The organism is Mycobacteriales bacterium (assembly GCA_036497565.1).
Taxonomy (GTDB): domain Bacteria; phylum Actinomycetota; class Actinomycetes; order Mycobacteriales; family QHCD01; genus DASXJE01.
In genome coordinates this window covers 1-21,285 of the sequence record DASXJE010000181.1, presented here as the reverse complement: position 1 = coordinate 21,285, position 21,285 = coordinate 1, and the positions used below count along the sequence as shown (strand labels likewise).

Annotated in this window: 21 protein-coding genes and 1 pseudogene; 8 read left to right on the top strand and 14 right to left on the bottom strand. The window is 71.2% G+C overall.

Going from position 1 to position 21,285, the window contains the following annotated elements; genetic code table 11:
• Positions 1-407 precede the first annotated feature (407 nt).
• A complete protein-coding gene (locus VGH85_15365) occupies positions 408-1,223 on the bottom strand; it encodes a MerR family transcriptional regulator (protein ID HEY2175184.1) in 816 nt (271 codons plus the stop codon).
• Positions 1,224-1,334: 111 nt separating this feature from the next.
• Here VGH85_15365 and VGH85_15360 point away from each other — a divergent pair, with 111 nt between their 5' ends.
• From VGH85_15360 to VGH85_15350, 3 genes are all read left to right on the top strand, one after another.
• The gene (locus VGH85_15360; GenBank protein HEY2175183.1) at positions 1,335-2,816 is read left to right on the top strand and encodes an MFS transporter; all 1,482 of its coding nucleotides are present in this window, start codon (positions 1,335-1,337) and stop codon (positions 2,814-2,816) included.
• Positions 2,817-2,982: 166 nt separating this feature from the next.
• Positions 2,983-3,459: a GreA/GreB family elongation factor gene (locus tag VGH85_15355; GenBank protein HEY2175182.1), complete on the top strand. Its 477-nt coding sequence runs from the start codon at positions 2,983-2,985 to the stop codon at positions 3,457-3,459.
• 108 nt (positions 3,460-3,567) lie between these two features.
• The gene (locus VGH85_15350; GenBank protein ID HEY2175181.1) at positions 3,568-4,563 is read left to right on the top strand and encodes a GNAT family N-acetyltransferase; all 996 of its coding nucleotides are present in this window, start codon (positions 3,568-3,570) and stop codon (positions 4,561-4,563) included.
• Between the two features lie 15 nt (positions 4,564-4,578).
• On the opposite strand, the gene VGH85_15345 is transcribed toward VGH85_15350, so the two are convergent.
• Positions 4,579-6,933, bottom strand: a complete 2,355-nt coding sequence (locus tag VGH85_15345; protein HEY2175180.1) for a fibronectin type III domain-containing protein — start codon at positions 6,931-6,933, stop codon at positions 4,579-4,581.
• Positions 6,934-7,238: 305 nt separating this feature from the next.
• On the opposite strand from VGH85_15345, the gene VGH85_15340 reads away from it, so the two are divergent.
• Positions 7,239-7,856: a hypothetical protein gene (locus VGH85_15340; GenBank protein ID HEY2175179.1), complete on the top strand. Its 618-nt coding sequence runs from the start codon at positions 7,239-7,241 to the stop codon at positions 7,854-7,856.
• A 16-nt stretch (positions 7,857-7,872) separates the two neighbouring features.
• Here VGH85_15340 and VGH85_15335 read toward each other — a convergent pair whose 3' ends face one another.
• The 10 genes from VGH85_15335 to aroA form a co-directional block, all read right to left on the bottom strand.
• Complete coding sequence (locus VGH85_15335; GenBank protein ID HEY2175178.1) at positions 7,873-9,138, bottom strand: VOC family protein; 1,266 nt, start codon at positions 9,136-9,138, stop codon at positions 7,873-7,875.
• Positions 9,131-9,673 (bottom strand): RNA polymerase sigma factor, encoded by a 543-nt coding sequence (locus VGH85_15330; protein HEY2175177.1) that lies wholly within the window; start codon positions 9,671-9,673, stop codon positions 9,131-9,133. Before VGH85_15330 ends, VGH85_15335 begins: the two co-directional genes overlap by 8 nt.
• 60 nt (positions 9,674-9,733) lie before the next feature.
• Entirely contained in the window at positions 9,734-10,399 is a 666-nt protein-coding gene (locus VGH85_15325; GenBank protein ID HEY2175176.1) for a response regulator transcription factor, read from the bottom strand.
• A complete protein-coding gene (locus VGH85_15320; protein ID HEY2175175.1) occupies positions 10,396-11,580 on the bottom strand; it encodes a sensor histidine kinase in 1,185 nt (394 codons plus the stop codon). Before VGH85_15320 ends, VGH85_15325 begins: the two co-directional genes overlap by 4 nt.
• A 99-nt stretch (positions 11,581-11,679) precedes the next feature.
• Positions 11,680-12,432 carry a hypothetical protein gene (locus VGH85_15315; GenBank protein ID HEY2175174.1) on the bottom strand — a complete coding sequence of 251 codons (753 nt, stop codon included), beginning with the start codon at positions 12,430-12,432 and terminating at the stop codon, positions 11,680-11,682.
• Positions 12,429-13,073, bottom strand: coding sequence for an ABC transporter ATP-binding protein (locus VGH85_15310; GenBank protein ID HEY2175173.1), 645 nt, complete (start codon positions 13,071-13,073; stop codon positions 12,429-12,431). Before VGH85_15310 ends, VGH85_15315 begins: the two co-directional genes overlap by 4 nt.
• Positions 13,074-13,138: 65 nt before the next feature.
• The gene (gene hisN / locus VGH85_15305) at positions 13,139-13,936 is read right to left on the bottom strand and encodes a histidinol-phosphatase (GenBank protein ID HEY2175172.1); all 798 of its coding nucleotides are present in this window, start codon (positions 13,934-13,936) and stop codon (positions 13,139-13,141) included.
• 147 nt (positions 13,937-14,083) lie between these two features.
• Positions 14,084-14,644, bottom strand: a complete 561-nt coding sequence (locus VGH85_15300) for an AAA family ATPase (protein HEY2175171.1) — start codon at positions 14,642-14,644, stop codon at positions 14,084-14,086.
• A complete protein-coding gene (gene rsgA, locus VGH85_15295) occupies positions 14,641-15,627 on the bottom strand; it encodes a ribosome small subunit-dependent GTPase A (GenBank protein ID HEY2175170.1) in 987 nt (328 codons plus the stop codon). Before rsgA ends, VGH85_15300 begins: the two co-directional genes overlap by 4 nt.
• A gap of 8 nt (positions 15,628-15,635) precedes the next feature.
• Complete coding sequence (gene aroA, locus VGH85_15290; protein HEY2175169.1) at positions 15,636-16,931, bottom strand: 3-phosphoshikimate 1-carboxyvinyltransferase; 1,296 nt, start codon at positions 16,929-16,931, stop codon at positions 15,636-15,638.
• A gap of 348 nt (positions 16,932-17,279) precedes the next feature.
• Here aroA and VGH85_15285 point away from each other — a divergent pair, with 348 nt between their 5' ends.
• The 3 genes from VGH85_15285 to VGH85_15275 all read left to right on the top strand — a co-directional run bounded on the left by VGH85_15285 (position 17,280) and on the right by VGH85_15275 (position 19,537).
• Positions 17,280-17,882: a sigma-70 family RNA polymerase sigma factor gene (locus tag VGH85_15285; GenBank protein ID HEY2175168.1), complete on the top strand. Its 603-nt coding sequence runs from the start codon at positions 17,280-17,282 to the stop codon at positions 17,880-17,882.
• Positions 17,879-18,142, top strand: coding sequence for a mycothiol system anti-sigma-R factor (rsrA, locus tag VGH85_15280; protein HEY2175167.1), 264 nt, complete (start codon positions 17,879-17,881; stop codon positions 18,140-18,142). The genes VGH85_15285 and rsrA overlap by 4 nt, the downstream gene beginning before the upstream one ends.
• A 249-nt stretch (positions 18,143-18,391) precedes the next feature.
• On the top strand, positions 18,392-19,537 hold the full coding sequence (locus tag VGH85_15275; protein ID HEY2175166.1) for a biotin carboxylase N-terminal domain-containing protein: 1,146 nt from the start codon (positions 18,392-18,394) through the stop codon (positions 19,535-19,537).
• A 37-nt stretch (positions 19,538-19,574) separates the two neighbouring features.
• Here VGH85_15275 and VGH85_15270 read toward each other — a convergent pair whose 3' ends face one another.
• Positions 19,575-20,387: an RNA methyltransferase gene (locus tag VGH85_15270; GenBank protein ID HEY2175165.1), complete on the bottom strand. Its 813-nt coding sequence runs from the start codon at positions 20,385-20,387 to the stop codon at positions 19,575-19,577.
• Positions 20,388-20,488: 101 nt separating this feature from the next.
• Here VGH85_15270 and VGH85_15265 point away from each other — a divergent pair, with 101 nt between their 5' ends.
• On the top strand, positions 20,489-20,704 hold the full coding sequence (locus VGH85_15265; protein ID HEY2175164.1) for a biotin/lipoyl-binding carrier protein: 216 nt from the start codon (positions 20,489-20,491) through the stop codon (positions 20,702-20,704).
• 342 nt (positions 20,705-21,046) lie between these two features.
• Here VGH85_15265 and VGH85_15260 read toward each other — a convergent pair.
• Positions 21,047-21,247: pseudogene (locus VGH85_15260) on the bottom strand (GNAT family N-acetyltransferase).
• Between the last annotated feature and the right edge of the window lie 38 nt (positions 21,248-21,285).

Sequence of the window (21,285 nt, the reverse complement as noted above, 5' to 3'; positions counted from 1 at the left end):
CTGCACCACCTCCCCGCCATGCCCGACCCACCCGACCCACCACCCACCGCACGCCGGCGCACACCCGAATTGGTCACCACCAGCTGGACGAATGGTGCAACATCGTGCGCGCTACCCGCACAATCCGGCCGCGGATGCGAGTACGACGCACGATGATGCCCAGCCCCACCACACCAGCCGGCCGATCGGCGAACATCGGACGCGCTACTCGCACAATCCGGACTCCGATGCGAGTACAGCGTCCGATGATGCCCAGCTCGACCCAGCTGATGAGTCGGCGGCCGTCGACGTCGTGCGCGCTACTCGCACAATCGGGTCCCGGATGCGAGTACGACGCACGATGATGGTTGCCACCTCGGCCCACCGCAGGACGGCACCACGCACCGGCCACTCGAATGCCTATGTGGTCAGGCGGCGTTGTGCGACACGGGCCAACAGACTTCGGTCTCGTGGTTCAGCAGGTCGTCCTCGTCGCCGAGCGGAAGGTACCGCTCCCGGATCGGTCCGGCGGCGCCGACAGCGCGCTCGGCGACCCAGGTGCCGAGTGCGCCGTAGGTCTGGTCGAGATCGCTGAACGGTCCGTGATGCGAGGTGACTGCAAGCTCGGCAGCGGGCACGTCGTAGGCGACGATCCGTGCCCCGGCCGGAGGCGCGCCGGCGGCAGGGACGAAGGCGACGAGCTCACCCTCCTCGATCTCGAAGAAGTCGTCGGGGAACAACGCCCCGTCGGGACCGGACCTCGTCGCGCCGGAGTCGCGCAGCGCCTTGTGCAGCTCCCCGAACGCCGCCATCCACCAGGCCACGGCGTCGGCGGACCGGACCCGCTCGACGATGGCGAACGACGGGGTCACCGGCTCGGACCGGTAGCGGACCTCGGCCGGCGTCCGGGTTCCCGAAAGCAGGCCACGCAGCGAGGCGACGGTCTCCTGTGTCTGCGCCAACTGTCGCTCCATTCGTTCGAGGTGGGCGACGATCGCCCGGTTGCGCGCATCGACGTCCGGGGCCTGGAGCACCGACCGGACCTCGTCGAGCGGCATCCCGAGGTCGCGGAATCTCCGGATGACCTGAGCCGTGGCCACCTGATCCGGCCGGTAGAAGCGGTACCCCGTCGCCGGATCCACGGTCGCCGGCTCCAGCAGATCCACGTCGTGGTAGTGCCGCAGGGCTTTGACACTGAGGTAGGTCATCCGCGAGAAGTCGCCGATGCTGAGCAACACGTCCATGCGCGCAGCCTGCACCCTCCCCCTACCGGAGAGTCAAGCGAGGTGAGCGGGCCGAAAAAACTTCGAGATTGTCGTTGACTCTCCTGTTACAGGAGGCCGGACAACAGACGCATGAACGAACTCCTCAAGGCCCCCACACCGCATCTCGTCGAGGCGCCCCCCGAGGCGCGTGGACCGCTTGCCCGGCTCCGGGCGAGCCACTGGTCGGCACTGCCGGTACTACTCGCCGGGACCTTCCTGATCGTCCTGGACTTCTTCATCGTCAACGTGGCACTCCCGTCGATGCAGACGGAACTGCACGCCACCACCACCATGATCGAGTGGGTCGTGGCGGGTTACGGCCTCACGTTCGCCGTACTCCTGCTCGCGGCGGGCCGCTTCGGCGATCGATGGGGCCGCCGGCGCCTGTTCGCCATCGGCGTCGGGACATTCACCGTCGCCTCCGCCGTCTGTGGCGTCGCGCCGAACGCCACCGTTCTGGTCGTCGCGCGTCTCGCCCAGGGAGCAGCTGCCGCGCTGATCAGCCCTACCGTGCTGGCCATCATCGGTGTCGTCTACACCGGCAAGGACCGGGCCCGCGCCATCGGCATGTACGCCACGGTCATGGGACTCGCGGCCGCCGGCGGCCAGCTGATCGGCGGCCTGCTGCTCAGCGCGAACATCGCCGGACTCGGCTGGCGCACGGTCTTCCTCATCAACGTGCCGGTCGGCATCGTCGCGTTGCTGGCGACGCCGAAGTTCGTGCCGGAGTCACGTGAGGCCCGGCCCGCGCGTACCGACGTCGTCGGCTTGGTTCTCGCGACGGTGGGCGTCACCGCGCTCATACTGCCGCTCCTCGAAGGACGCCAGGAGGGCTGGCCGGTCTGGACGTGGGTGAGCCTCGCCGCCGCCCCGCTGTTCCTCGTCGAGTTCGCGCTGCGCCAGCGGGCCCTGGTCCGTCGGGCGGAGGCGCCGCTGCTCGACCCGCGTCTGTTCCGGTCGCGCAGCTTCACCGCCGGACTGGTCGCGCAGTTCGCCCTGTGGGGCGGGCAGGCGTCGTACTTCCTGATTCTGGCGCTCTTTCTGCAGGAGGGACGAGGACTGAGCGCCCTTCAGTCCGGACTGGTCTTCACCATCGTCGCCGCGGCCTATCTCATCGGGTCGGCGAAGGCTCCGGCACTGTCCGCGCGCTACGGGCGCACGGTGGTTACGGCAGGTGCGGTGCTTCTCGCGGTCGGACACCTCGCGCTCGTGTTGGCGACCACCGAGGTCGGCGTCGGCGGCTCGGTCTTCACCCTCGCGCCCGGACTGCTGTTCGCCGGAGTGGGTATGGGGTTGTGCATCACCGCGCTGACCACGACGGTGCTCAGCGACGCCGATCCGCAGCAGGCTGGCGCGGTCTCCGGTGCGCTGTCGAGCGTGCAGCAGATCGGCAACGCCGTCGGGGTCGCGGTCATCGGCCTGATCTTCTTCGGCGGGCTGGGCAGCGGCTACGCCCACGCGTTCGACATGAGCCTCATCGCGCTCGCCGGGCTGCTCGGTGTACTCGCCGTTCTCAGCCGGTTCCTGCCGCGCAAGGACACCGCCGTCGCGGAGACCGGGATCGCCGCCTGACCGGAAGCAGGAGGTGGCGTACGCCGCCGGCGGTGGGGAGCTCTGCTCTCTGCCGCCGGCGGCGTCACTGGTCTCAGGCCGGGTTCCCTCACCACGCGTTCGCCTTCGGACTACGGTCATCCCTGACTGGAGTTTTCCGGTACCGGCGAAGAGGAGGGCCACGGAGATGGCTGATCAGGACGACGCGGACCAGATCGTCGGCTCCGATCGCGGCCGTCAACTCGATGAGGAGCTCGCGAGGCTCCGCGCCCAGAAGCGCGAGATCGAAGGCACCTTCGACACCGACAATCCCCGTGGCGACAGCGGTGACCAGGCCGATGAGATCGAACGCGGGTCTGAGCTGACCTGGATCGACGACCGCATCACCGAACTCACCGATCTCCTCGAGCACGGCGTCGGCGCCGACCGACCGGCCGGCGACCGGGTCGAAGTCGGGTCGCAGGTGGTCCTAGAGTTCTCCGACGGGACCCGGGAGACCCTCTTCGTCGGCGACGTCGGCCTGGATACCGGGCAGTCGACGGTGCTCACCCCCGACAGCCCGCTCGGGCGAGCCACACTCGGGCACCGGGTGGGCGACACCGTGACCTATCCCGCTCCGTCCGGACCCACGCAGGCGACCGTTGTGGAGATCAGCGTCCCCTGAACGCGGTTGATTCACGTCAACGAAGTACTAAGGACGTGCGTCGCCTCGTCGACGGCGGGATAGCGATATTCGGTCGCCACGCGGGGATCGCGGGCGTTTCCTAGACCAATGGACGTGCGCTGGCTGGATCCGCAGCGCCTGGACGCCCGCGATGTCGCGGGCGCCGCGGCGGTGTTCGAGGCTGCCCGGGTGGTCGACTGTCCGCATGAGCACGGGGATACCGCGGCGTCCGTGGCCGCGAATGTCACCCACGGGTACGACGGTGACCCGCCGGTCGTTGGGCTCGTGCGCGCCAAGGGCGGCCGCGTCGTCGGAATCGTGGAGGTCGACCTTCCGCGTCGGGACAACCGGCACCTCGGATGGGTCGGGGTCACGGTCGACCCACTGGCGCGGCGGCAGGGGGTCGGCCGGTCACTCTTCGAGGCGGCGGTGGAGCGGGTGCGCGCCGACGGACGGCGCCTGGTCGTCGCCAACACCTTCGAGGGCACCGCCGGCGTCGGTCTCCTCGAGACGATGGGGCTCGGCCGGGTATCGGTGGAGGTGCAGCGGAGGCAGCACATCCTCGACATCGACTGGGAGCGGCTCGACCACGACTACGCGCTGGCGGAGCGCCACTGCGTCGAATACGACCTCGTGCAGATGCCCGGGAGGACACCCGAGCATCTGCTCGACGACGTCGCCCGGATGGCCGCGGCCATCAACGACGCGCCGACCGACGACTACGACGTGGAGGACGAGGTCTTCACGCCGGAACGGCTCAGGGGCTTCGACGACGCACAACGCGTGCACGAGCGGCGGGTCTACCGGCTGGTCGCCCGGGATCGTCGTACCGGCGATCTCGCCGGCCACACGCTGGTCAGCGTCGATGGACCTCGTCCGTGGTTCGGCTGGCAGTACGACACAAGCGTGCTCCGCGCGCACCGCGGTCACCGGCTCGGCTTCGTGCTGAAGGCCGCGATGCTGCGCTGGCTCGCCGAGGAGGAACCGCAATTGCGCACCCTCGACACCTGGAACGCGGCTTCCAACGACCACATGATCAGGGTCAACGAGATGCTCGGCTACCGGGTCGTCGCCAACGTCATCGGCTGGCAACGGCACCTGTAGCCGAGTACCCGTCCGTCAGCGCACCTGGGTGAGCACCGTGTTGGACATACCGGCGTTGGTGGTGTTGGTCGCGTAGTAGCGGTAGTCGGTGTTGGCGACGTAGCTGGTCATCCAGCGGCCACCGGCCGTGGCGGTGAGTGTCCGGCGCGCCGTGTAGCCCGGCACGTCCTTCTTCTTGAACCACACCCGGATCGTCATGCCCGGCCGGGCCGTACCGACGATATTGACGGTCGAGCCTTGCGGGACCGTCGCCGGCCCCACCGTGAACGGCTTGATCTGAGTCAGGCCATGTGGCGACATCTGCCCACCGGAGGTGGCGTAGTAGCGGTAGTCGTTGTTGGCGACGTAACTGGTCGCCCAGTGCCCGTTGGCGTCGGCGTGCAGTCGACGACGGTTGGTGTAGTCGTCGGTGATGTACTTGTGGAACCACACGTTGACGATCGCGTTGGGTGCTGCGGTGCCGCTCAACCCCACACTCGTGTTGAGCTGGGCGAAGGCGGGTCCGGTGATGGTCACCGCCGGCCCGAGCGGGGTCACCGTGTTGGATGCCGTCGACGGCGCGGACGGACCGACCGAGTTGGTCGCGGTGACCCGGAACGAGTACTGGTCGCCGTTGGTCAGGCCGGTCACGGTGATCGGGCTCCCCGGGCCGCTGGCGGTCTGCCCGCCGCGGTTCGGGTTGGTGTGGTCCGTGGCCCGCACCGAATACGAGGTGATGGCCGCGCCGCCGTCATTGACCGGCGGGGTGAAGGTGACCGCGGCGGTGCCGTTCCCGGCGGTCGCATGCGCGTCGGTCGGCGGGTCGGGCACGGTGACCGGGCCCATCGGCGTGACCGCGTTGGATGGGTCGGACGGGTCGGACGTGCCGACCCTGTTGGTGGCGGTGACCGTAAAGGTGTACGTCGTGCCGTTGGTCAGCCCGTGCACCACGATCGGGCTCCCCGGGCCGGTGGTCGCCTGGCCGTCCGCCGGGGCCCCGCCGACTACCCGACAACTCCGGGACACACAGGGGGAGACCGCCTCGGCGGTCACGGTGTAGTGGGTGATCGTCGCCCCGCCGTCGTCCGCCGGCGGCGTGAAGCTGACCGTCGCCTCCATGTGGCCCGCGACCGCGGTCGCGTCGGTGGGTGCGTCGGGCACGGTCGCCGGAGTGACCGAGTTGGACGGATGCGACGGCAGCGACATGCCGTGGGTGTTCTTCGCGGTGACCGTGAAGGTGTACGGCGTGCCATTGGTCAACCCGGTCACGGTGATCGGGCTTGCGAGTCCGCTGGCGGCTTTGCCGCCGGGGGATGCCGTCACGGTGTAGCTGGTGATCGGCGCACCGCCGGTGCGCACCGGCGGGGTAAACGTCACCACGGCGCTGGCATTACCGCCGGTCGCGTGCACACGAGTCGGTGGGTGGGGCACGGTTCCGGGGGTCACCGTGTTGGAAGCCGCGGACGGGTCCGAATCGCCGAAGGCATTCATCGCCTGCACGGTGAAGGTGTAGTCGTCGCCGTTGTGCAGGCCGGTCACCGTGATCGGGCTGTGGGAGCCGGTTTCGGTCTGGCCGCCGCGGCTCGGTTCGGTGACGTCGGTGGCGAGCACGGTGTAGCCGGTGATCGGCGGGCCGCCGTCGTTCACCGGCGGGGTAAAGGACACGGCGGCTGACTGGTTCCCCGCAGTCGCGGTCACGCCGGTCGGCGGATCGGGGACGGTGCCGGGGATGACCCTGTTGGACGGGCTTGAGGGCTTCGACTTGCCGAAGAAGTTCCGCGCGACCACGGTGAAGCTGTAGGTGTCGCCGTTGGTCAACCCGCGCACGGTGATCGGGCTCGTCACGCGGGTGGCGGTCTGCCCGCCGCGTCCTGCATCAGTGTGGTCGGTCGCCGTGACGGTGTAGTCGCGGATGCGTACGCCGCCATTGCTCACCGGGATCTTGAACTTCACCAGGGCGTCGGTGTTGCCCGCGGTCGCTTCTGCGCCGATCGGAGGTGCGGGCACGGTGCCCGGGATGACCGGGAAGGACGGCAGCGACGGGATCGACGTACCGAAGAAGTTATGCGCGGTGACGGTGAAGGTGTAGACGTCGCCGTTGTGCAGGGTGCGGACGGTCAGCGGACTCCGCAGCCCGACTGCCGTCTGCCCGCCACGTGCGGGATTGGTGAGATCGTGGGCGGTGACGTTGTAGCGGGTGATCTTCGCCAGGCCCCGGTTCGTCGGTGGGCTGAAGGTCACCGTCGCCTGGGCGTTGGCGGCCACGGCCGAGACGTTCCTCGGCGGACCGGGTTGACCGATCGCGTTCGGTGCCGGCGCGGCGGCGGCCGTACCCGTCCCGAGCGTCTGCACTGATGCGGCGATGAGGATGGCGACAGACGCCACCTGCATGAAACGGATGCGAGGCACGATCCGACCCCCCGTCGGGTTACCCACCCTGAGTGGTCGAAGTATTACACAGCGCGTCAACTGTCCGTCCCGTCTCACCCGTAGCACCCGTTTCACGGCCCAGAGATTCCGCGTCAACGTGACGTTGACGCGACAAGAGCGCCGGAACGTCACGTTCGCGCGGAATGCGGGACCTATGCTTGCGCCACAGCTCGACGCTGCGTCGGGTTCCGGGGGCAGCCGTGGCCGTGAAAGCGCCGAGTGTGAGGCATCAGCGGTCCGCCGGCAAAGCCGAGCCCCGGTGGCCGATGGCGCTGGCCATCCTCGCCTGCGGGGTATTGCGGCTGGCCTTGCCGACCCAACTTCGGGCCGGAGAAGCGCCCTGGTTGATGCTGCTCGTCGTCGGCGTCCTGCTCGGCGTCCTCATGATCGGCGACCCCGGGCGGATCGACCGCGATTCGACCTGGCTCCGGGTCATGACCGGATCGTTGATCGGCCTCATCACGCTCGCCAATTCGGTCGCGGCGGTGCGGTTGGTGGCGAGCATCATCAGCACGGCTCCGTTCACCTCGGACGCCAACGTGCTGCTGGAGGCCGGCGGCGCGGTCTGGGCCACCAACCTGATCGTCTTCGGGCTGTGGTTCTGGGACCTCGACCGCGGGGGAGCGGCGGCCCGCGCCCGCGGCTCCGCCACCCGGCCCGCGTTTCTCTTTCCGGAGATGACCAACCCGGATTTCGTCCGGCCGAACTGGTATCCCAAGTTCGTCGACTACCTGCACCTGTCGTTCTCGACGGCGACGGCGTTCAGCCCGACCGACGTGTCGCCGATCAAGGCGTGGGCAAAGCTGATGATGCTCGTCGAGGACGCGATCTCGCTGATCGTCGCCCTGCTCGTCGTCGCCCGCGCGGTCAACATCCTCAAGTAGCTACAACTTCACGGAGTTACAGGTCGCCGAGGTAGAACCGCGTGCCCTGGTCGTCGGTGCACGTGCTCGTCGTCCCGTAGGGCTGGCGCTCCGGATCGGTGGCGGTGCCGCCGGCCCGGCGTACCCGCTCGACCGCGGCGTCGATGTCGTCCACCCGCCACATCGGTACGCCGGTCGCGACGTCGTTCCCGCCGGCCATCCCCGTCATCGCGACGACGTCCTCGACGCTCCACCCGTCCGGCACCCGGCCGGCACTGAACCGCCAGCCGAGTACGGCGCCGTAGAAGGCGTGGGCCCGCGCGGAATCGACGACCTCCAGGGTGAGGTAGGAGAGGTCGCCCTGCCGTACGCCGTTCGCGGGTGGGCGGGCACCGGACGATCCGGCCGGCTGCTGGTAGACCGCGAACGCCGTGCCCTGGTCGTCGACGCACATCGCGGTACGGCCGTACGGCTCCTCTGTCGGCTCGTCCGCCTGCCCGCCCGAGGTCCGGACCTGCGCGACCGCGACGTCGACGTCGTCGACGGCGTAGCAGCAGAAGAGCGTGCCGCGTTCCTGACTGCCGAACATGCCGATCGACGGCGTCGAGCCGACGACCTGCCGGCTCTGTGGTTCGTGCTGCGGCGCGTAGGTCCAGCCGAGCACCGACTCGTAGAACGCGGCCGCGCGGTCGACGTCGGGCACCCACACGGAGACGTAGCCGATGTCGCCGTGCCGGTACGACGGAGCCGCGGCGGGCAGCGGCGTCTGCAGCATCCAGCGGTGCTGGAAGGGGTCGACGACGGTGGCGTTGCGGTGGCCGTAGCCCTCGTAGGGCTCGCGGGTCAGTTGGCCGCCGGCGCGCGCCGCGGCGGCGATCGTCGCGTCGACGTCGGGCACGGTGAGCACCAGGCTCACCGACGCGGCGCCCGGCTGCGGACCGACCACCCCGATCTCGGGATGCTCGTCGGACAGGTACAGCGTGCCGCCGGCGACCTCGAGCTCGGCATGGCCGACCCGTCCGTCCGGCATGACGATCGGCTCGCCGATCTGACGGGCGCTGAAAACCTCGACGTACCAGTCGATCGCGCGTCGCGCATCGCTGACGGCCAGGTAGGGGATCGCGGCACCGGCGGCGGCCGGGACGGCCGTCTCTGCGGCGGGCGCGGCGGTGGTGGTGGTCATGGCGACTCCTCGGGGAAGGGCCAGCGCACGTTCGACGCGGGCGCGCAGGCGGGCGGCAAAGGTGGGATCGGGGTCGGCCGGCGTGACCGGCGTCCGCAGGATGTCCAGGGGATCAGTCATCGCCGTCCTCCTCTCCGGATCGGTCGGTGGGATAAGCGCGGCGGAAGGCGGCGCGGGCTCGAACGAGCAGTGCCTCGGTGGCATGCACGGTGCGATCGAGGACATGGGCGACGTCGGCCACCGGCAGGTCGTCGAGGTAGCGCAGGGTCAGCGCGGCCCGGTGGTGCGGGCCGAGTTGCTCCAACGTGTCGCGGGCCTGCAGTGCGTCGAGGGTGATGTCCCACGGATCATCGGCGCTCTCGCCGCCCTCGTCGGCGACCGCTCGCAGCCCGCGCTGTTCCCGGGCCTGGCCGCGCCAGTGATCGGCGAGCTTGTGCCGGGCGACGCCCACCAGCCAGGCCGTCGTCACCGGCGGCGGATGCTCCCGGCGTACGGCGTCCACGGCAGCCAGGAAGGTCTCGGCCGTGAGGTCCTCGGCGAGCGCCGTGCGGCCACAGCGCGACAGCAGGTAGCCGTAGACGTGCGGAAGCGCCGCGTCGTACGTCGCGAGCAGGCCGGCCCGCGGATCGCGCGATGCCGCCGGTTGCTCGCTCACACCTGCATCGTCGTCCTGCGGGCCAGAACTCCGACGGGTCGGACGGAGAATTCTTTCGGATTAGCCCAGCCAGCCCGGCCGGACCAGGCCCGTCTCGTAGGCGATGACGACGAGTTGGGCCCGGTCGCGGGCGCCGAGCTTCACCATCGCCCGGCTGACATGGGTCTTCGCCGTCGCCGGGCTGACCACCAGCCGGGCCGCGATGGCGTCGTTGGACAGACCGCCCGCGACGAGGGCCATGATCTCGCGTTCCCGCTCGGTCAGGCTGTCGAGTTCGTGTGCGGGCCGCGGCTCCTTGGCCCGGGTGGCGAACTCCGCGATCAGCCGCCGGGTCACGCCGGGGGAGAGCAGCGCGTCTCCGTCCGCGACGGCGCGCACCCCGCGGAGCAGGTCGGCCGGCTCGGTGTCCTTGACGAGGAAGCCGCTCGCGCCCTGGCGCAGCGCCTCGAAGACGTACTCGTCGAGCTCGAAGGTCGTCAGGATCACGATCCGCACCTTGTCCAGCCGCGGGTCGGCGGTGATCCGGGCGGTGGCGGCCAGGCCGTCGACGGCCGGCATCCGGATGTCCATCAGCACCACGTCGGGCAGCAGGGTCGCCGCGAGCTGCACCGCCTCCTCGCCGTCGGCGGCTTCGCCGACCACTTCGATGTCCGGTTGCGCGTCGAGCAGCGCGCGGAAGCCGGCCCGGACGAGGGCCTGGTCGTCGGCGAGCAGGATCGAGATCATCGGGAGCCCTCCAGCGGCAGCGTGGCGCGGACCCGGAACCCGCCGTCCGACCGCGGCCCGGCCTCGAGCCGGCCACCGAGTGCGACGGCCCGCTCCCGCATGCCGGGGATGCCGTTGCCCCCCGAGTCGGAACCAGAGTCAGACGCGGAGTCGGCGTCGAAGGCGGTGCGCCGGCCGACGCCGTCGTCGGCCACCTCGACGGTCAGCTGGTCCGATCCGTAGACGACCCGGACGACGGCGTTGGCCGGCCCAGCGTGGCGGGTCACGTTGGTCAGTGCCTCCTGCACGATGCGGTACGCCGCGAGGTCCACACCGGCCGGCAACGGCTGCGGCGCACCGTCGACCTCGGTCCGCACCGACATGCCTGCCGCCGACGCGCGGGTGGTCAGGTCGTCCAGCCGCAACAGGCTCGGTGCCGGCGACCGCGGGGCGTCCTCGTCCACCTGGCGGAGCACCCCGAGCACCGACCGCAGCTCTTGTAGCGCCTCCTTGCTCTCCTGCTTGATCGCCAGCAGGGCCTCCCGTCCCTGTTCAGGTCGCTCGTCGAGCAGGTGCAGGGCCACCCCGGCCTGGACGTTGATCAGGGAGATGTTGTGGGCGAGGACGTCGTGCAGTTCGCGGGCGATCCGCAGCCGCTCCTCGCTCGCCCGCCGGCGGCTGTGCTCCTCGCGGGCCCGGCGCCGCTCGACCCCCTGCGCCCGCTGCGTACGCACGACCTCGGCGACGGTGGCTAGCAGGAGCAGCCAGGCGGCGATCCCCACGGCCAAGCCGATCGACGGCGCCGACCCGTGCCCGGCCAGGGGAGGGAGCCAGAGGAACGCGCCGTAGGCCGCGGCGAGCGTGCCCCGGGCGAGCCACCGCCGGCCGGCTCCGACCGCCGAGAAGTAGGCGATCGCCGGGGCCAGGTAGACCGGCCCGGCGGGATAGCCGAGCATCCGGTAGGCGAACGTGACGGCGAAGACCGTGAGCAGGACCTGGGCCGGCCAGCGTCGGCGTAGGAGCAGGGCCGCCGGGCCGGCGACGAGGAGCAGGTAGCCCCCGGCGTTGAGCGGGGTCGCGTCCGGGTGGCCGCGCGTCGCGAAGTGGCTCCCGGCGAGCTGGACGATCGCGACGAAGACCGCGAGGCGCAGGTCGGACGGCCGGCACCACCGCCGGTCGAAGACGTCGCCGCGGGTCACCACGTATCGAACGGTAGGGCACCGCCGCTCGCGGGGCATCGGTCGAGGACAGGCTCCCGGCGTACCACCGGGGGAGTACGCCGGCGCTCTGTCCGGTCGGGCTCAGCGCCGCGGCGTCGCCGCGGTCGTGGTGGGCGAGCGCTGCAGCTCGGGCGGCGGGTAGTGCCGCGGCCGCATCCGCAGCCGCCAGGTGAGCAGCGCGCCGGTCAGCAGGGCGGCCCCATAGAGCACGCAGTGCACCACCGGCCACAGCAGTGCGCCGCCGTACTGTGCGTGGTCGGCGAGCTGGCGCGGCCCCCAGAACGGCAACAGCTCGCCGAGCGCAGAGGTGCGGCTGAGCGAGAGCTGCACCCCCACCACGGCGATGAGCGTGAGGATCCCCTCCATCTCGTTGGGGATCGTCGTACCGACGGTCAGGCCGAGGGCGATCGCCACCGCGGCGGTGAGCAGGACGGCGAGGAGCAGTTCGAGGCTGGAGTTGGCCGGGTGCGAGCCGACGACCATGATCACGGTGAAGATGCCGGCGATCGCCGTCGCGATGCCGTTGAGCAGCAGGAGCCGCCCGGCGAGGAGCAGCGCCGGCGGGTAGCCGCACAGCACCAGCCGGATGTCGACGTCGCGCGAGCCTGCCGTCGCGAAGTAGGCGATGCCGCTGGTGGCGAAGGCCATGCCGACGGTGCCGTTCTCCAGCGGGATGGCCTTGAGGCCGTTGGCGCGGGCGGAGAAGTAGAAGACCAACGGCAGGATCAGGAGCAGCAGCAGGGTGACGTGCCGGCGGAGCAGGTTGCGGCCGTCCATCTCGGCGACGACGAGCACCCGGGTGATGGCCCGGGTGATCCGGCCGCGCGGGCTCACGCCGCCTCCTTGGCCGGCGGGGTCTGGTCCGGAACGTGGAGTTCGACGACCCGGTCGACCCGGTCGAGCTCGGCGAGCATGTGGGTGACGACGACGACGGCCTTGCCCTCCTCGCGCCAGCGGTCGACGTGGTGCCAGAACGAGACGAACGAGCCGTGGTCGAAACCCTGGTAGGGCTCGTCGAGCAGCAGCACAGGCGGGTCACCGAGCAGGGCCAGGGCGAGGTTGAGCTTCTGCCGGCTGCCGCCGGAGAGGTGTTTGGAGACGGTGGTGTCACCGATCGGGAAGCTCAGGTCGTGCAGCAGGGCGCGGCCGTGGGTGAGGGCGGCCTGCCGGCCCAGTCCCACGGCCTGGCCGAAGAGGATGAGGTGCTCGTCGGCGGTGAGCAGGTCGAGTACGCCGGGCTCCTGCGGGCAGTAGCCGACCCGGCCGCGTTCCTCGACGGTTCCGTCGTCGGGCTGGACCAGGCCGGCGCAGATTTTCAGCAGGGTCGACTTGCCCGCGCCGTTCTCCCCGACGATCGCGACCGCCTCGCCCGGGGCGATGACCAGGGACGCGTCATCGAGGACCAGTCGTTGGCGGTAGCGCTTGCGGATGTTCGTCGCGTGCAGCAGCGGTAGCCCTGGGTGTGCCGCGCCCACGAACTGATGCTGCCACGGATCCGTGCCCGGCGCCCGCCGCCGGTCGGATGGTCTCGCCGTACCGGTCAGTCACCGTCCTGCAGCCGGGCGAGTACCTCGTCGTGCAGCAGTCCGTTGGTGGCCACCGCGCTGCCACCGGCCGGCCCGGGCCGGCCGTCGAGGCTGGTGAAGCGGCCGCCGGCCTCCTCGACGATCAGGGAGAGCGGGGCGAGGTCCCACAGCGAGACTTCCGGCTCGCAGGCGACGTCGACCGCACCGTCGGCGACCAGGGCGTGCGACCAGAAGTCGCCGTAGGCGCGCGAGCGCCAGACCGTGTCGGCCAGGCTGAGGAAGCGCCCGAGCCGTCCCTGTCCGTCCCAGCCGTCGAGGCCGGAGTAGGACAGGCTCGCGTCGGCGAGCTCGGACACCTGCGACACCCGGCAGGGGGACGCCGAGGACATGCTGCGGCCGGTGAACGCGCCGGCGCCGCGCGCCGCCCACCAGCGCCGGTTCAGCGCGGGCGCGCTGACGACGCCGGCCACCACGTCGTCGCCGTCCATCAGCGCGATCAGCGTGGCCCAGACCGGCACGCCACGCACGAAGTTCTTGGTCCCGTCGATGGGGTCGATCACCCAGCAGCGCGAGCCAGCCCCGGAACGTCCCATCTCCTCGCCGAGTACGGCGTCGCGGCGTCGGGCGCGGTGGAGCGTGGAGCGCATGGCCTCCTCGACCGCCTTGTCGGCGTCGGTGACCGGGGTCATGTCCGGCTTGGTCTCGACCTTCAGGTCGAGGGCCCTGAAGCGGGACATCGACGTTGCGTCTGCGTCGTCGGCCAGCACGTGGGCCAGGGCCAGGTCGTCGGAGTAGCCGCGCGTTGCCGCCATGGCTGGGCACGTTACCGCCGGGCCGGGTGTGGACCACACAGCGACGCACTCCAGCACCCAAAGACCGCCCTGACCGGCCTCGGACAAAACCCACTACTAGTGGGTTATGGACACCTGGCACGGCGTGTCGCGGACCAAAACCCACTACTAGTGGGTTTTGTCCGGGAGGACATCCGGGGTGGCGGCGCGGCGCACCTGGTCGGCCACTGCCGCCACGTCGGCCGGCCCGGTGGTGTCGACCTCGATGACCGGCCATCCGCCCGCGACCGGTACGGCGATCTCGTCGTTCCACAGTTCGTGCGGGCGCCGCGACTCGTCGAAGTGACCTGCGGCCCGGGGGCGGGCCCGGCTCCGTTCCTCGTAACGCCGCCGGAGGGTCTCGCGGTCGCAGCGGCAGAAGACCTCGACGATCGGAGCCGCGAGGCCGTGCAGCCGCGGCCGCGCGCGGCTGCGGTAGAAGGGCGCCTCCAGGACGGCGCCGGAGAGGTCCGCGGCCACGGCGTAGAGCACGTCGACCGACGCGCTGCCGAGTCGCCTCGAGTCGTCGAGGTCGGCGACGCCGAGCGCCGACATCAGCGCGTCCTTGATCGTGTCCTTGGCGAGCAGGGGGAGGTCGAGCGCCGCCGCCAGGGCGGGGGCGAGCGTCGACTTCCCGCTCGCCGGCGGGCCCGAGACGACGACGAACAGTCGATCCGGCGACGCGGTCACCAGTGCTCCTCGCCGGAGCGCGCACGCAGCAACCGGCGGAAGGACTCCAGCCGTCGTGGCTCGGCATTGCCCGCGGCGACCCAGGCGTCCAAGGAGCACCGGTCGGCGGTGGCGCTGTGGTCGCACCCGGGCGGGCACGTCTCGGCCCCGGCGGCCAGGTCGGGGAACGCCGCGAGGATGTCGGCCGGCCGCACGTGCGCCAGCCCGAACGACCGGATCCCCGGGGTGTCGACGACCCACCCGCCGCCGGGCAGCGGCAGCGCGACCGCCGAGGACGAGACGTGCCGGCCCTTGCCGATGGCGCTCACCGCCCCGACGGCGCGCTCGGCCTCGGGCACGAGGGTGTTGACCAGGGTGGACTTGCCGACGCCGGAGTGTCCGATGAAGACGCTGGTCCGGTCGCTCAACCGGGCCCGCAGACCCGCCGGCTCCTGGTCCCGGCGGGTGGTCACGGCGGGGAGCCCCAGGTCGGCGTACGCCGCGAGCACCGGTGCGGCCGGGCTCAGATCTGCCTTGGTGAGGCACAGCAGCGGGTCGAGTCCCCCGGCGTAGGCGGCCACCAGGCACCGGTCGATGAAGCCCATGCTCGGCGGCGGGTCGGCCAGCGAGGTCACCACGACGAGCTGGTCGGCGTTGGCGACGATGGCCCGCTCGACGGGGTCGGTGTCGTCGGCGGTACGCCGCAGCACGCTCGTCCTCGGCTCGATCCGCACGATGCGTGCCAGCGAACCGGGCCCGCCGGACAGGTCGCCGACCAGGGCCACCCGGTCACCGACCACGACGGACCCGCGGCCGAGTTCGCGGGCCCGCATCGCGGTGACCGCCGCTCCGTCGACCAGGCACGTGTACCGCCCGCGGTCGACGGCCGTCACGACGCCCGCGGCCGCACCGCGGTGACGGGGGCGCTGTTTCGTCCGCGGGCGCGAGCCGTGCCGACCCGGCCGGACCCGGACGTCGTCCTCGTCGAGCGGACGTCGACTCAGCGGAGGGCTCAGCGTCCCTCCCGCAGCAGCTCGTCCCACATCCCGACGAAGTCGGGCAGTGTCTTGCCGGTCGTCGCAATGTCCTGGACCGCGACCTCGTCGACGCACAGCCCGAGCAGCGCGCCTGCCTGCGCCATCCGATGGTCGTCGTACGTCGCGACGACACCGCCGTGCAGGGGCCGCGGCCGGATCAGCAGGCCGTCGTCGGTCTCGGTCACGTCCGAGCCGAGCGCGGAGAGTTCGTGGGCGAGCGCCGCCAGCCGGTCGGTCTCGTGCCCGCGCAGGTGGGCCAGGCCGGACAGCCGGGAGGGGCTGTCGGCGAGGGCACATGCGGCCGCCAGCACCGGTGCCAACTCGCCCACCTCGTGCAGGTCGGCCGTGAGACCGCGCACCCGCCCGGTGCCCCGCAGGGTGAGCCCGCCGTCGTCGAGGGCGCTGGTCGCCCCCATCTCGGCGAGCAGGTCGGGCAGGGCGGCCCCGGCCTGGGTGGTGCGCGCCGGCCAGTCCGGCACGTGCACCTGACCGCCGGTCACCAGGGCAGCGGCGAGGAACGGCGCGGCGTTGGACAGGTCGGGCTCGACGACCACGTCGACGGCCCGGATCGGGCCGGGCACCACCCGCCAGCGGTCCGGCGTGGTGTCGTCGACCTCGACCCCGGCCGTCCGCAGCATCGCCACGGACATCGCCACATGGGGGAGCGACGGCAGCGGCGGCCCCTCGTGGCGGAGGTCGAGCCCGCCGTCGTAGCGGGCCCCGGCCAGCAGCAGTGCGCTGACGAACTGGGAGGACGCCGAGGCATCGATCGTCACCGCGCCGCCGGCCACCCGGCCGTGCCCGCGGATGGTCAGCGGGATCGCGCCACGGCCCCCGTCGTCGACGTCGGCACCGAGCGCCCGCAGGGCCGTGACGAGCGGCCCGAGCGGGCGTTCCCGCGCCCGCGGGTCACCGTCGAAGGTCACCGGTCCCCGGGCGAGGGCGGCGACCGCGGGGACGAAGCGCAGGACGGTGCCGGCGAGGCCCACGTCGACGTCGGCCGGCCCGCGCAGCGGCTGGGGCGTGACCGTCCAGTCGACGGTGTCCGCCCGTCCCTCGCCCGGCCGCTCCACGATCCAGAGTCCGAGGGCGCACAGGGCACCCAGCATCAACGTGGTGTCGCGGGCCAGCAGCGGCCGCCGTACCCGCGACGGCGCGTCGGCCAGCGCGGCGAGCAGGAGGGCGCGGTTGGTCATCGATTTCGACCCGGGCAGCACGACGGTGGCGTCGACCGGTGAGGTCGCACGAGGGGCTGGCCAGGGTGACTGCACCTGCCTAGTCTGCCCGATCCGGCCGGCCCGATCGGCGGACGGCACGATCGCCCGGGGCGGCCGGCGCACCCGCCGTCGGTGTCAAGCGGGAATCGGCGGCGGTGTCGGTGACGTTGGGGACACAGATGGCCGTCACCCCCGGGCGACCGGCCGCAATACCGGGAAGGAGCGATGAGCGTGCAGGACACCCGAGCGAAGCCCACCTCGGACCCGAGACGTTGGTCCGTTTGGACCCCTTCGCTGCCCGATGACCAGGTCGGTCGGGATTCGGTACCCGATGTGACCGGTTCGGTCGGTAGTCAGACACCCCGCGTAAACTCGTGGCACAACGAGCCGACGGGAGAACGTGTGGTGGCCGAGGAGACGCCGGAACAGCGGCGTGAACGGTTCGAGCGAGATGCATTGCCCTTCCTCGATCAGCTGTATGCGGCCGCGATGCGGATGACCCGTAACCCCGCTGACGCCGAGGATCTCGTCCAGGAGACGTTCGTGAAGGCCTACGCCGCCTTCCACCAGTTCACCGAGGGCACCAACCTCAAGGCGTGGCTGTACCGAATCCTGACCAACACCTTCATCAACAGCTATCGCAAGCGCCAGCGTCAGCCGCAGCAGGCGGCCGGCGAGCAGGTCGAAGACTGGCAGCTCGCGGCCGCGGAGTCACACACGTCGAGCGGCCTGAAGTCGGCTGAGGTCGAGGCTCTCGACCATCTGCCCGACTCCGACGTCAAGAACGCTCTGCAGCAGCTTCCGGAGGATTTTCGGCTGGCGGTCTATCTCGCCGACGTCGAGGGCTTTTCTTACAAGGAAATTGCCGAGATCATGGATACGCCGATCGGCACCGTGATGTCGCGGCTGCACCGCGGGCGGCGCGGATTGCAGCGGCTGCTCACGGACTACGCGAGAGAGCGCGGAATCACCCCGGCGGTGGTTGGCGAGGGGAGTTCGTCATGAGCTGCGGGAAGCCTCATGAGGTCGACTGCCGGGACGTCCTTTCCGACGTCTATTTGTTCCTCGACAACGAGTGCGACGGCGGGCAACGCGCGAAGATCGAGCATCATCTCGACGAATGCGGGCCCTGCCTGCAGAAGTTCGGCATCGAGGAGGAGGTCAAGGCCCTCCTCGCCCGCAAATGCGGTGGCGACCGCGCACCGTCCACGTTGCGGGAGACGGTCAAGATCCGGCTGAGTCAGGTCATCATCACGACGGACTGAGCCGACCGTCGGTCGATCAGCTGTTCGGACGCTTTCCGTGGTTCGCCGACTTCTTCGACCGCGCCTTGCGTTTGCGGCTGCGCTTGGCCATCAGGCCTCCCCTCATCTGGTGCACCGAGCTTGGCACAGCCCCGGCGGCTCGGCCGAGCCGACCCGGGTGAGCGACGCCACTAAGGTCGTCTGAACGGGATAATCCGGCATCGGGCGCAGGACATGGTCCGGACAGGTCACGGCAGGGGAGGGGCGGCGGTGTTCGACACGATTCTCGTCGCGAGCCGGGGTGGGGTCGCCGTAAAGATCATCGACACCTGCCGGCGGTTGGGCGTGAAGTCGGTGGCCGTCTACTCCGACATCGACGCCGACGCCCTGCACGTCAGCCTGGCCGACGAGTCGCTCCTGCTGGGTCCGGCACCGTTGTCCGAGTCCTACGTCGACGTCGACCGCATCATCGAGGCTGCCCGGGTGACCGGCGCGCGCGCCGTGCACCCCGGTGACGGCCTGCTGGCCGGTGAGCCGTCGGCGGCCGCCCGGGTCCGCGAGGCCGGACTCGGCTGGGTTGGCCCCGGCTCCGAGGCGCTGACCTTGGCCGCCGATCAGCCCGCGGCGCGGGACGCCGCTGCGGCGGCAGGGGTGCCGATCACCGAGGAGACGGGCGGGGCACCGCACCACGCGCGCCGTATCGACGTCACGCTGCTCGGGCTCGTCGACCACCGGATCGTCGCGGTCAGCGAGCGGGACTCGTCCGTGCGCTCCGGGAGCCGGACTCTTGTCGACGACGTACCTCCGCCCGCCGGTGACGCGGACCTGCGCCGCCGGCTGCGGCGGGCCGCGGCGCAGATCGCCGAGACCGTCGACTACCGCGGTCTCGGGACCGTCCGGTTCCTCGTCGATCGGGACAGCGGTGAGCTCCGGTTCGGCGGACTGGAGCCGAGACTGTCGGCCGGGCTGGCCGTGACCGAACTCGTCACCGGGATCGACCTCGTCGAGCAGCAGCTGCTGATCGCCTCGGGCCAGCCGGTGTCCTTCGACGCCGATGAGCCGCCGTCGCGCGGGCATGCCGTGGGCGTCCGGATCTACGCCGAGGACCTCGACACCGTTCCCGCCGGGTCGACCAGGATCGCGACGTGGGAGCTGCCCGGCGCCGAGGGTGTGCGGATGGACTCCGGATACCGGCCGGGCGACACCGTCACCCGGCACTACGACCCGCTCCTCGGCGTCCTCGCGGCCTGGGGCGACGACCGGCGGGTCGCACTGGCCAGGTTGCGTATGGCGCTGGCCGCGGTCCGGCTCGACGGGCCCGCCGCCAACCTCGACCTCCTGGTCGAACTCCTCGACGACTCGCGGTTCGACGTCGGTGACTACGACGTCGGCCTGCTTCAGTCGCTGCGCCAGTGACCGCGCCGGTGACCGCGCCCGTCAGCGGGGGTGCCGGTCAACGGGGGCGTCGGCGTACCAGCTCGTAGGCGACGACCGCCGCAGCGCTGGCGACGTTGAGCGACTCGACCCCGCCGAAGAGCGGGATGGACAGCCACTGCTCGACCTGCCGGCGTACCTCGGGGGTGACGCCGCGGGTCTCGTTGCCGAGCACGAACGCGGCCATCGGCGCGAGTTCAGCGTCGTACAGCGGCGCGTCGCCCGTTCCGGCCAGGCCGTAGACGACGAACCCGGCCTGGCGCAGCAGGTGAGCTGCTTGCGCCGCGGTGGTGCAGCGCAGGATCGGGGCCCGGAAGGCGACCCCTGCCGACGCCTTGATGACCAGCGGACCGACTTCGGGGGTGCCGGAGTGCGGGAGTACGACGCCGTCGAGACCGGCCGCTGTCGCCGTACGCAGGATCATGCCGACGTTACTGGGGTTGGTGATCGCGTCGAGGACGAGTACGGCGGTGGTCTGCGGCTTTCGGCCGGGGTGAGTGTCGCCCCGGGCATGGCGGCGGGTGCGCCGCAGGAAGTCCTCCAAGGGCTGCATGCGGGGCGCGACGACGTCGGCGACGACCCCCTGATCGTGCCGGCCGTTACCGGCGAGCAGCTTGACCCGCTGCGCGGAGGTCCGCTCCACCTCGAGGTCGGCGTCGCCCGCGGCGCGCAGGATCGCGTCGACCGTGTCGCCGTGGGCGTTGTCGGCGACGTGCACCTTCGCAACCGTGAGCGCCGGGTTGTCGAGCGCCTCGAGCACCGGCTTGCGGCCGTAGACGGTGATGAAGACGTCGCGCGGCGACGGGCCCTGCTTCTTCGGACCGCTATGCACGGTCCTCCCTCCTCTTCGCCGGTGATCCGGCTGCCACGATCGCACGGCGGGCGTGGTGCGTGATTGGATGCTCCGGGAAAGACCCCGTTGCTGGAGGTGCTGTGGCCGAGGAGATCCGTGCGGAGATGGTCGCCAACGTCTGGAAGGTCGTGGTCGCCGAGGGCGACCAGGTCGCGGACGGCGACACGCTGGTGATCCTCGAATCCATGAAGATGGAGATCCCGGTGCTCACCGAAACTGCCGGTCGGGTGTCCGAACTCGCCGTCGCCGAGGGCGACGTGATCCAGGAAGGCGATCTGATCGCCATCGTCGACTGACGGCGGGGGTCGGCCGGGTCGCCGGGGTCAGCCGGTGACGACGCCGTGCTCGACACAGCGCGCGGTCCAGGCGTCGGGCGTGATCTGGACGACCATCCGCCGGCGGCAATGCGGGCACCAGCGGGCCGGCTCCAGCCGGCGTGCGTCGGCGCAGTCGGCATGGTTGGTCCCGTCGAGTTCCCCGCCGCACCGGTCGCAGTAGCGCGGCGCCTGGTTGGCGGTTGCGTCTTTCGCGGTGAGGTCGAGGGCATAGGTGATCAGCGCGACCTCCGGCGCGGGCGACCAGTCGCGGTCCGGCGTACGGCGGAAGCCGAACCGGTCGTAGAGGCGGTGCGCCTTGACCATGTCGTGTTGGGTCGACAGCCGCATCGCGGTGCTGCCCGCCGCGCGCGCCCGGCGTAGGCACTCGCCGACCAGCGCGGTGCCGATCCCGCGTCCGCGGATGGCCGGGTCGACGACGAGCATGCGGAACTCCGCCTCGCCGGGCCCCGCCAGTTCGGCCCAGGGGCTGCCGGCGGCGCAGTAGGTGACCGATCCGAGGATGCCGCCGCCGGCCTCCGCGACGAGGAGATCGGCCTCGC

Excerpts from the sequence above, each read along its gene's own strand:
- VGH85_15365 (HEY2175184.1), bottom strand. The coding sequence starts at position 1,223 with ATGGACGTGTTGCTCAGCATCGGCGACTTCTCGCGGATGACCTACCTC.
- VGH85_15360 (HEY2175183.1), top strand. The coding sequence starts at position 1,335 with ATGAACGAACTCCTCAAGGCCCCCACACCGCATCTCGTCGAGGCGCCC.
- VGH85_15355 (HEY2175182.1), top strand. The coding sequence starts at position 2,983 with ATGGCTGATCAGGACGACGCGGACCAGATCGTCGGCTCCGATCGCGGC.
- VGH85_15350 (HEY2175181.1), top strand. The coding sequence starts at position 3,568 with ATGGACGTGCGCTGGCTGGATCCGCAGCGCCTGGACGCCCGCGATGTC.
- VGH85_15345 (HEY2175180.1), bottom strand. The coding sequence starts at position 6,933 with ATGCAGGTGGCGTCTGTCGCCATCCTCATCGCCGCATCAGTGCAGACG.
- VGH85_15340 (HEY2175179.1), top strand. The coding sequence starts at position 7,239 with ATGGCGCTGGCCATCCTCGCCTGCGGGGTATTGCGGCTGGCCTTGCCG.
- VGH85_15335 (HEY2175178.1), bottom strand. The coding sequence starts at position 9,138 with ATGACTGATCCCCTGGACATCCTGCGGACGCCGGTCACGCCGGCCGAC.
- VGH85_15325 (HEY2175176.1), bottom strand. The coding sequence starts at position 10,399 with ATGATCTCGATCCTGCTCGCCGACGACCAGGCCCTCGTCCGGGCCGGC.
- hisN (HEY2175172.1), bottom strand. The coding sequence starts at position 13,936 with ATGGCGGCAACGCGCGGCTACTCCGACGACCTGGCCCTGGCCCACGTG.
- rsrA (HEY2175167.1), top strand. The coding sequence starts at position 17,879 with ATGAGCTGCGGGAAGCCTCATGAGGTCGACTGCCGGGACGTCCTTTCC.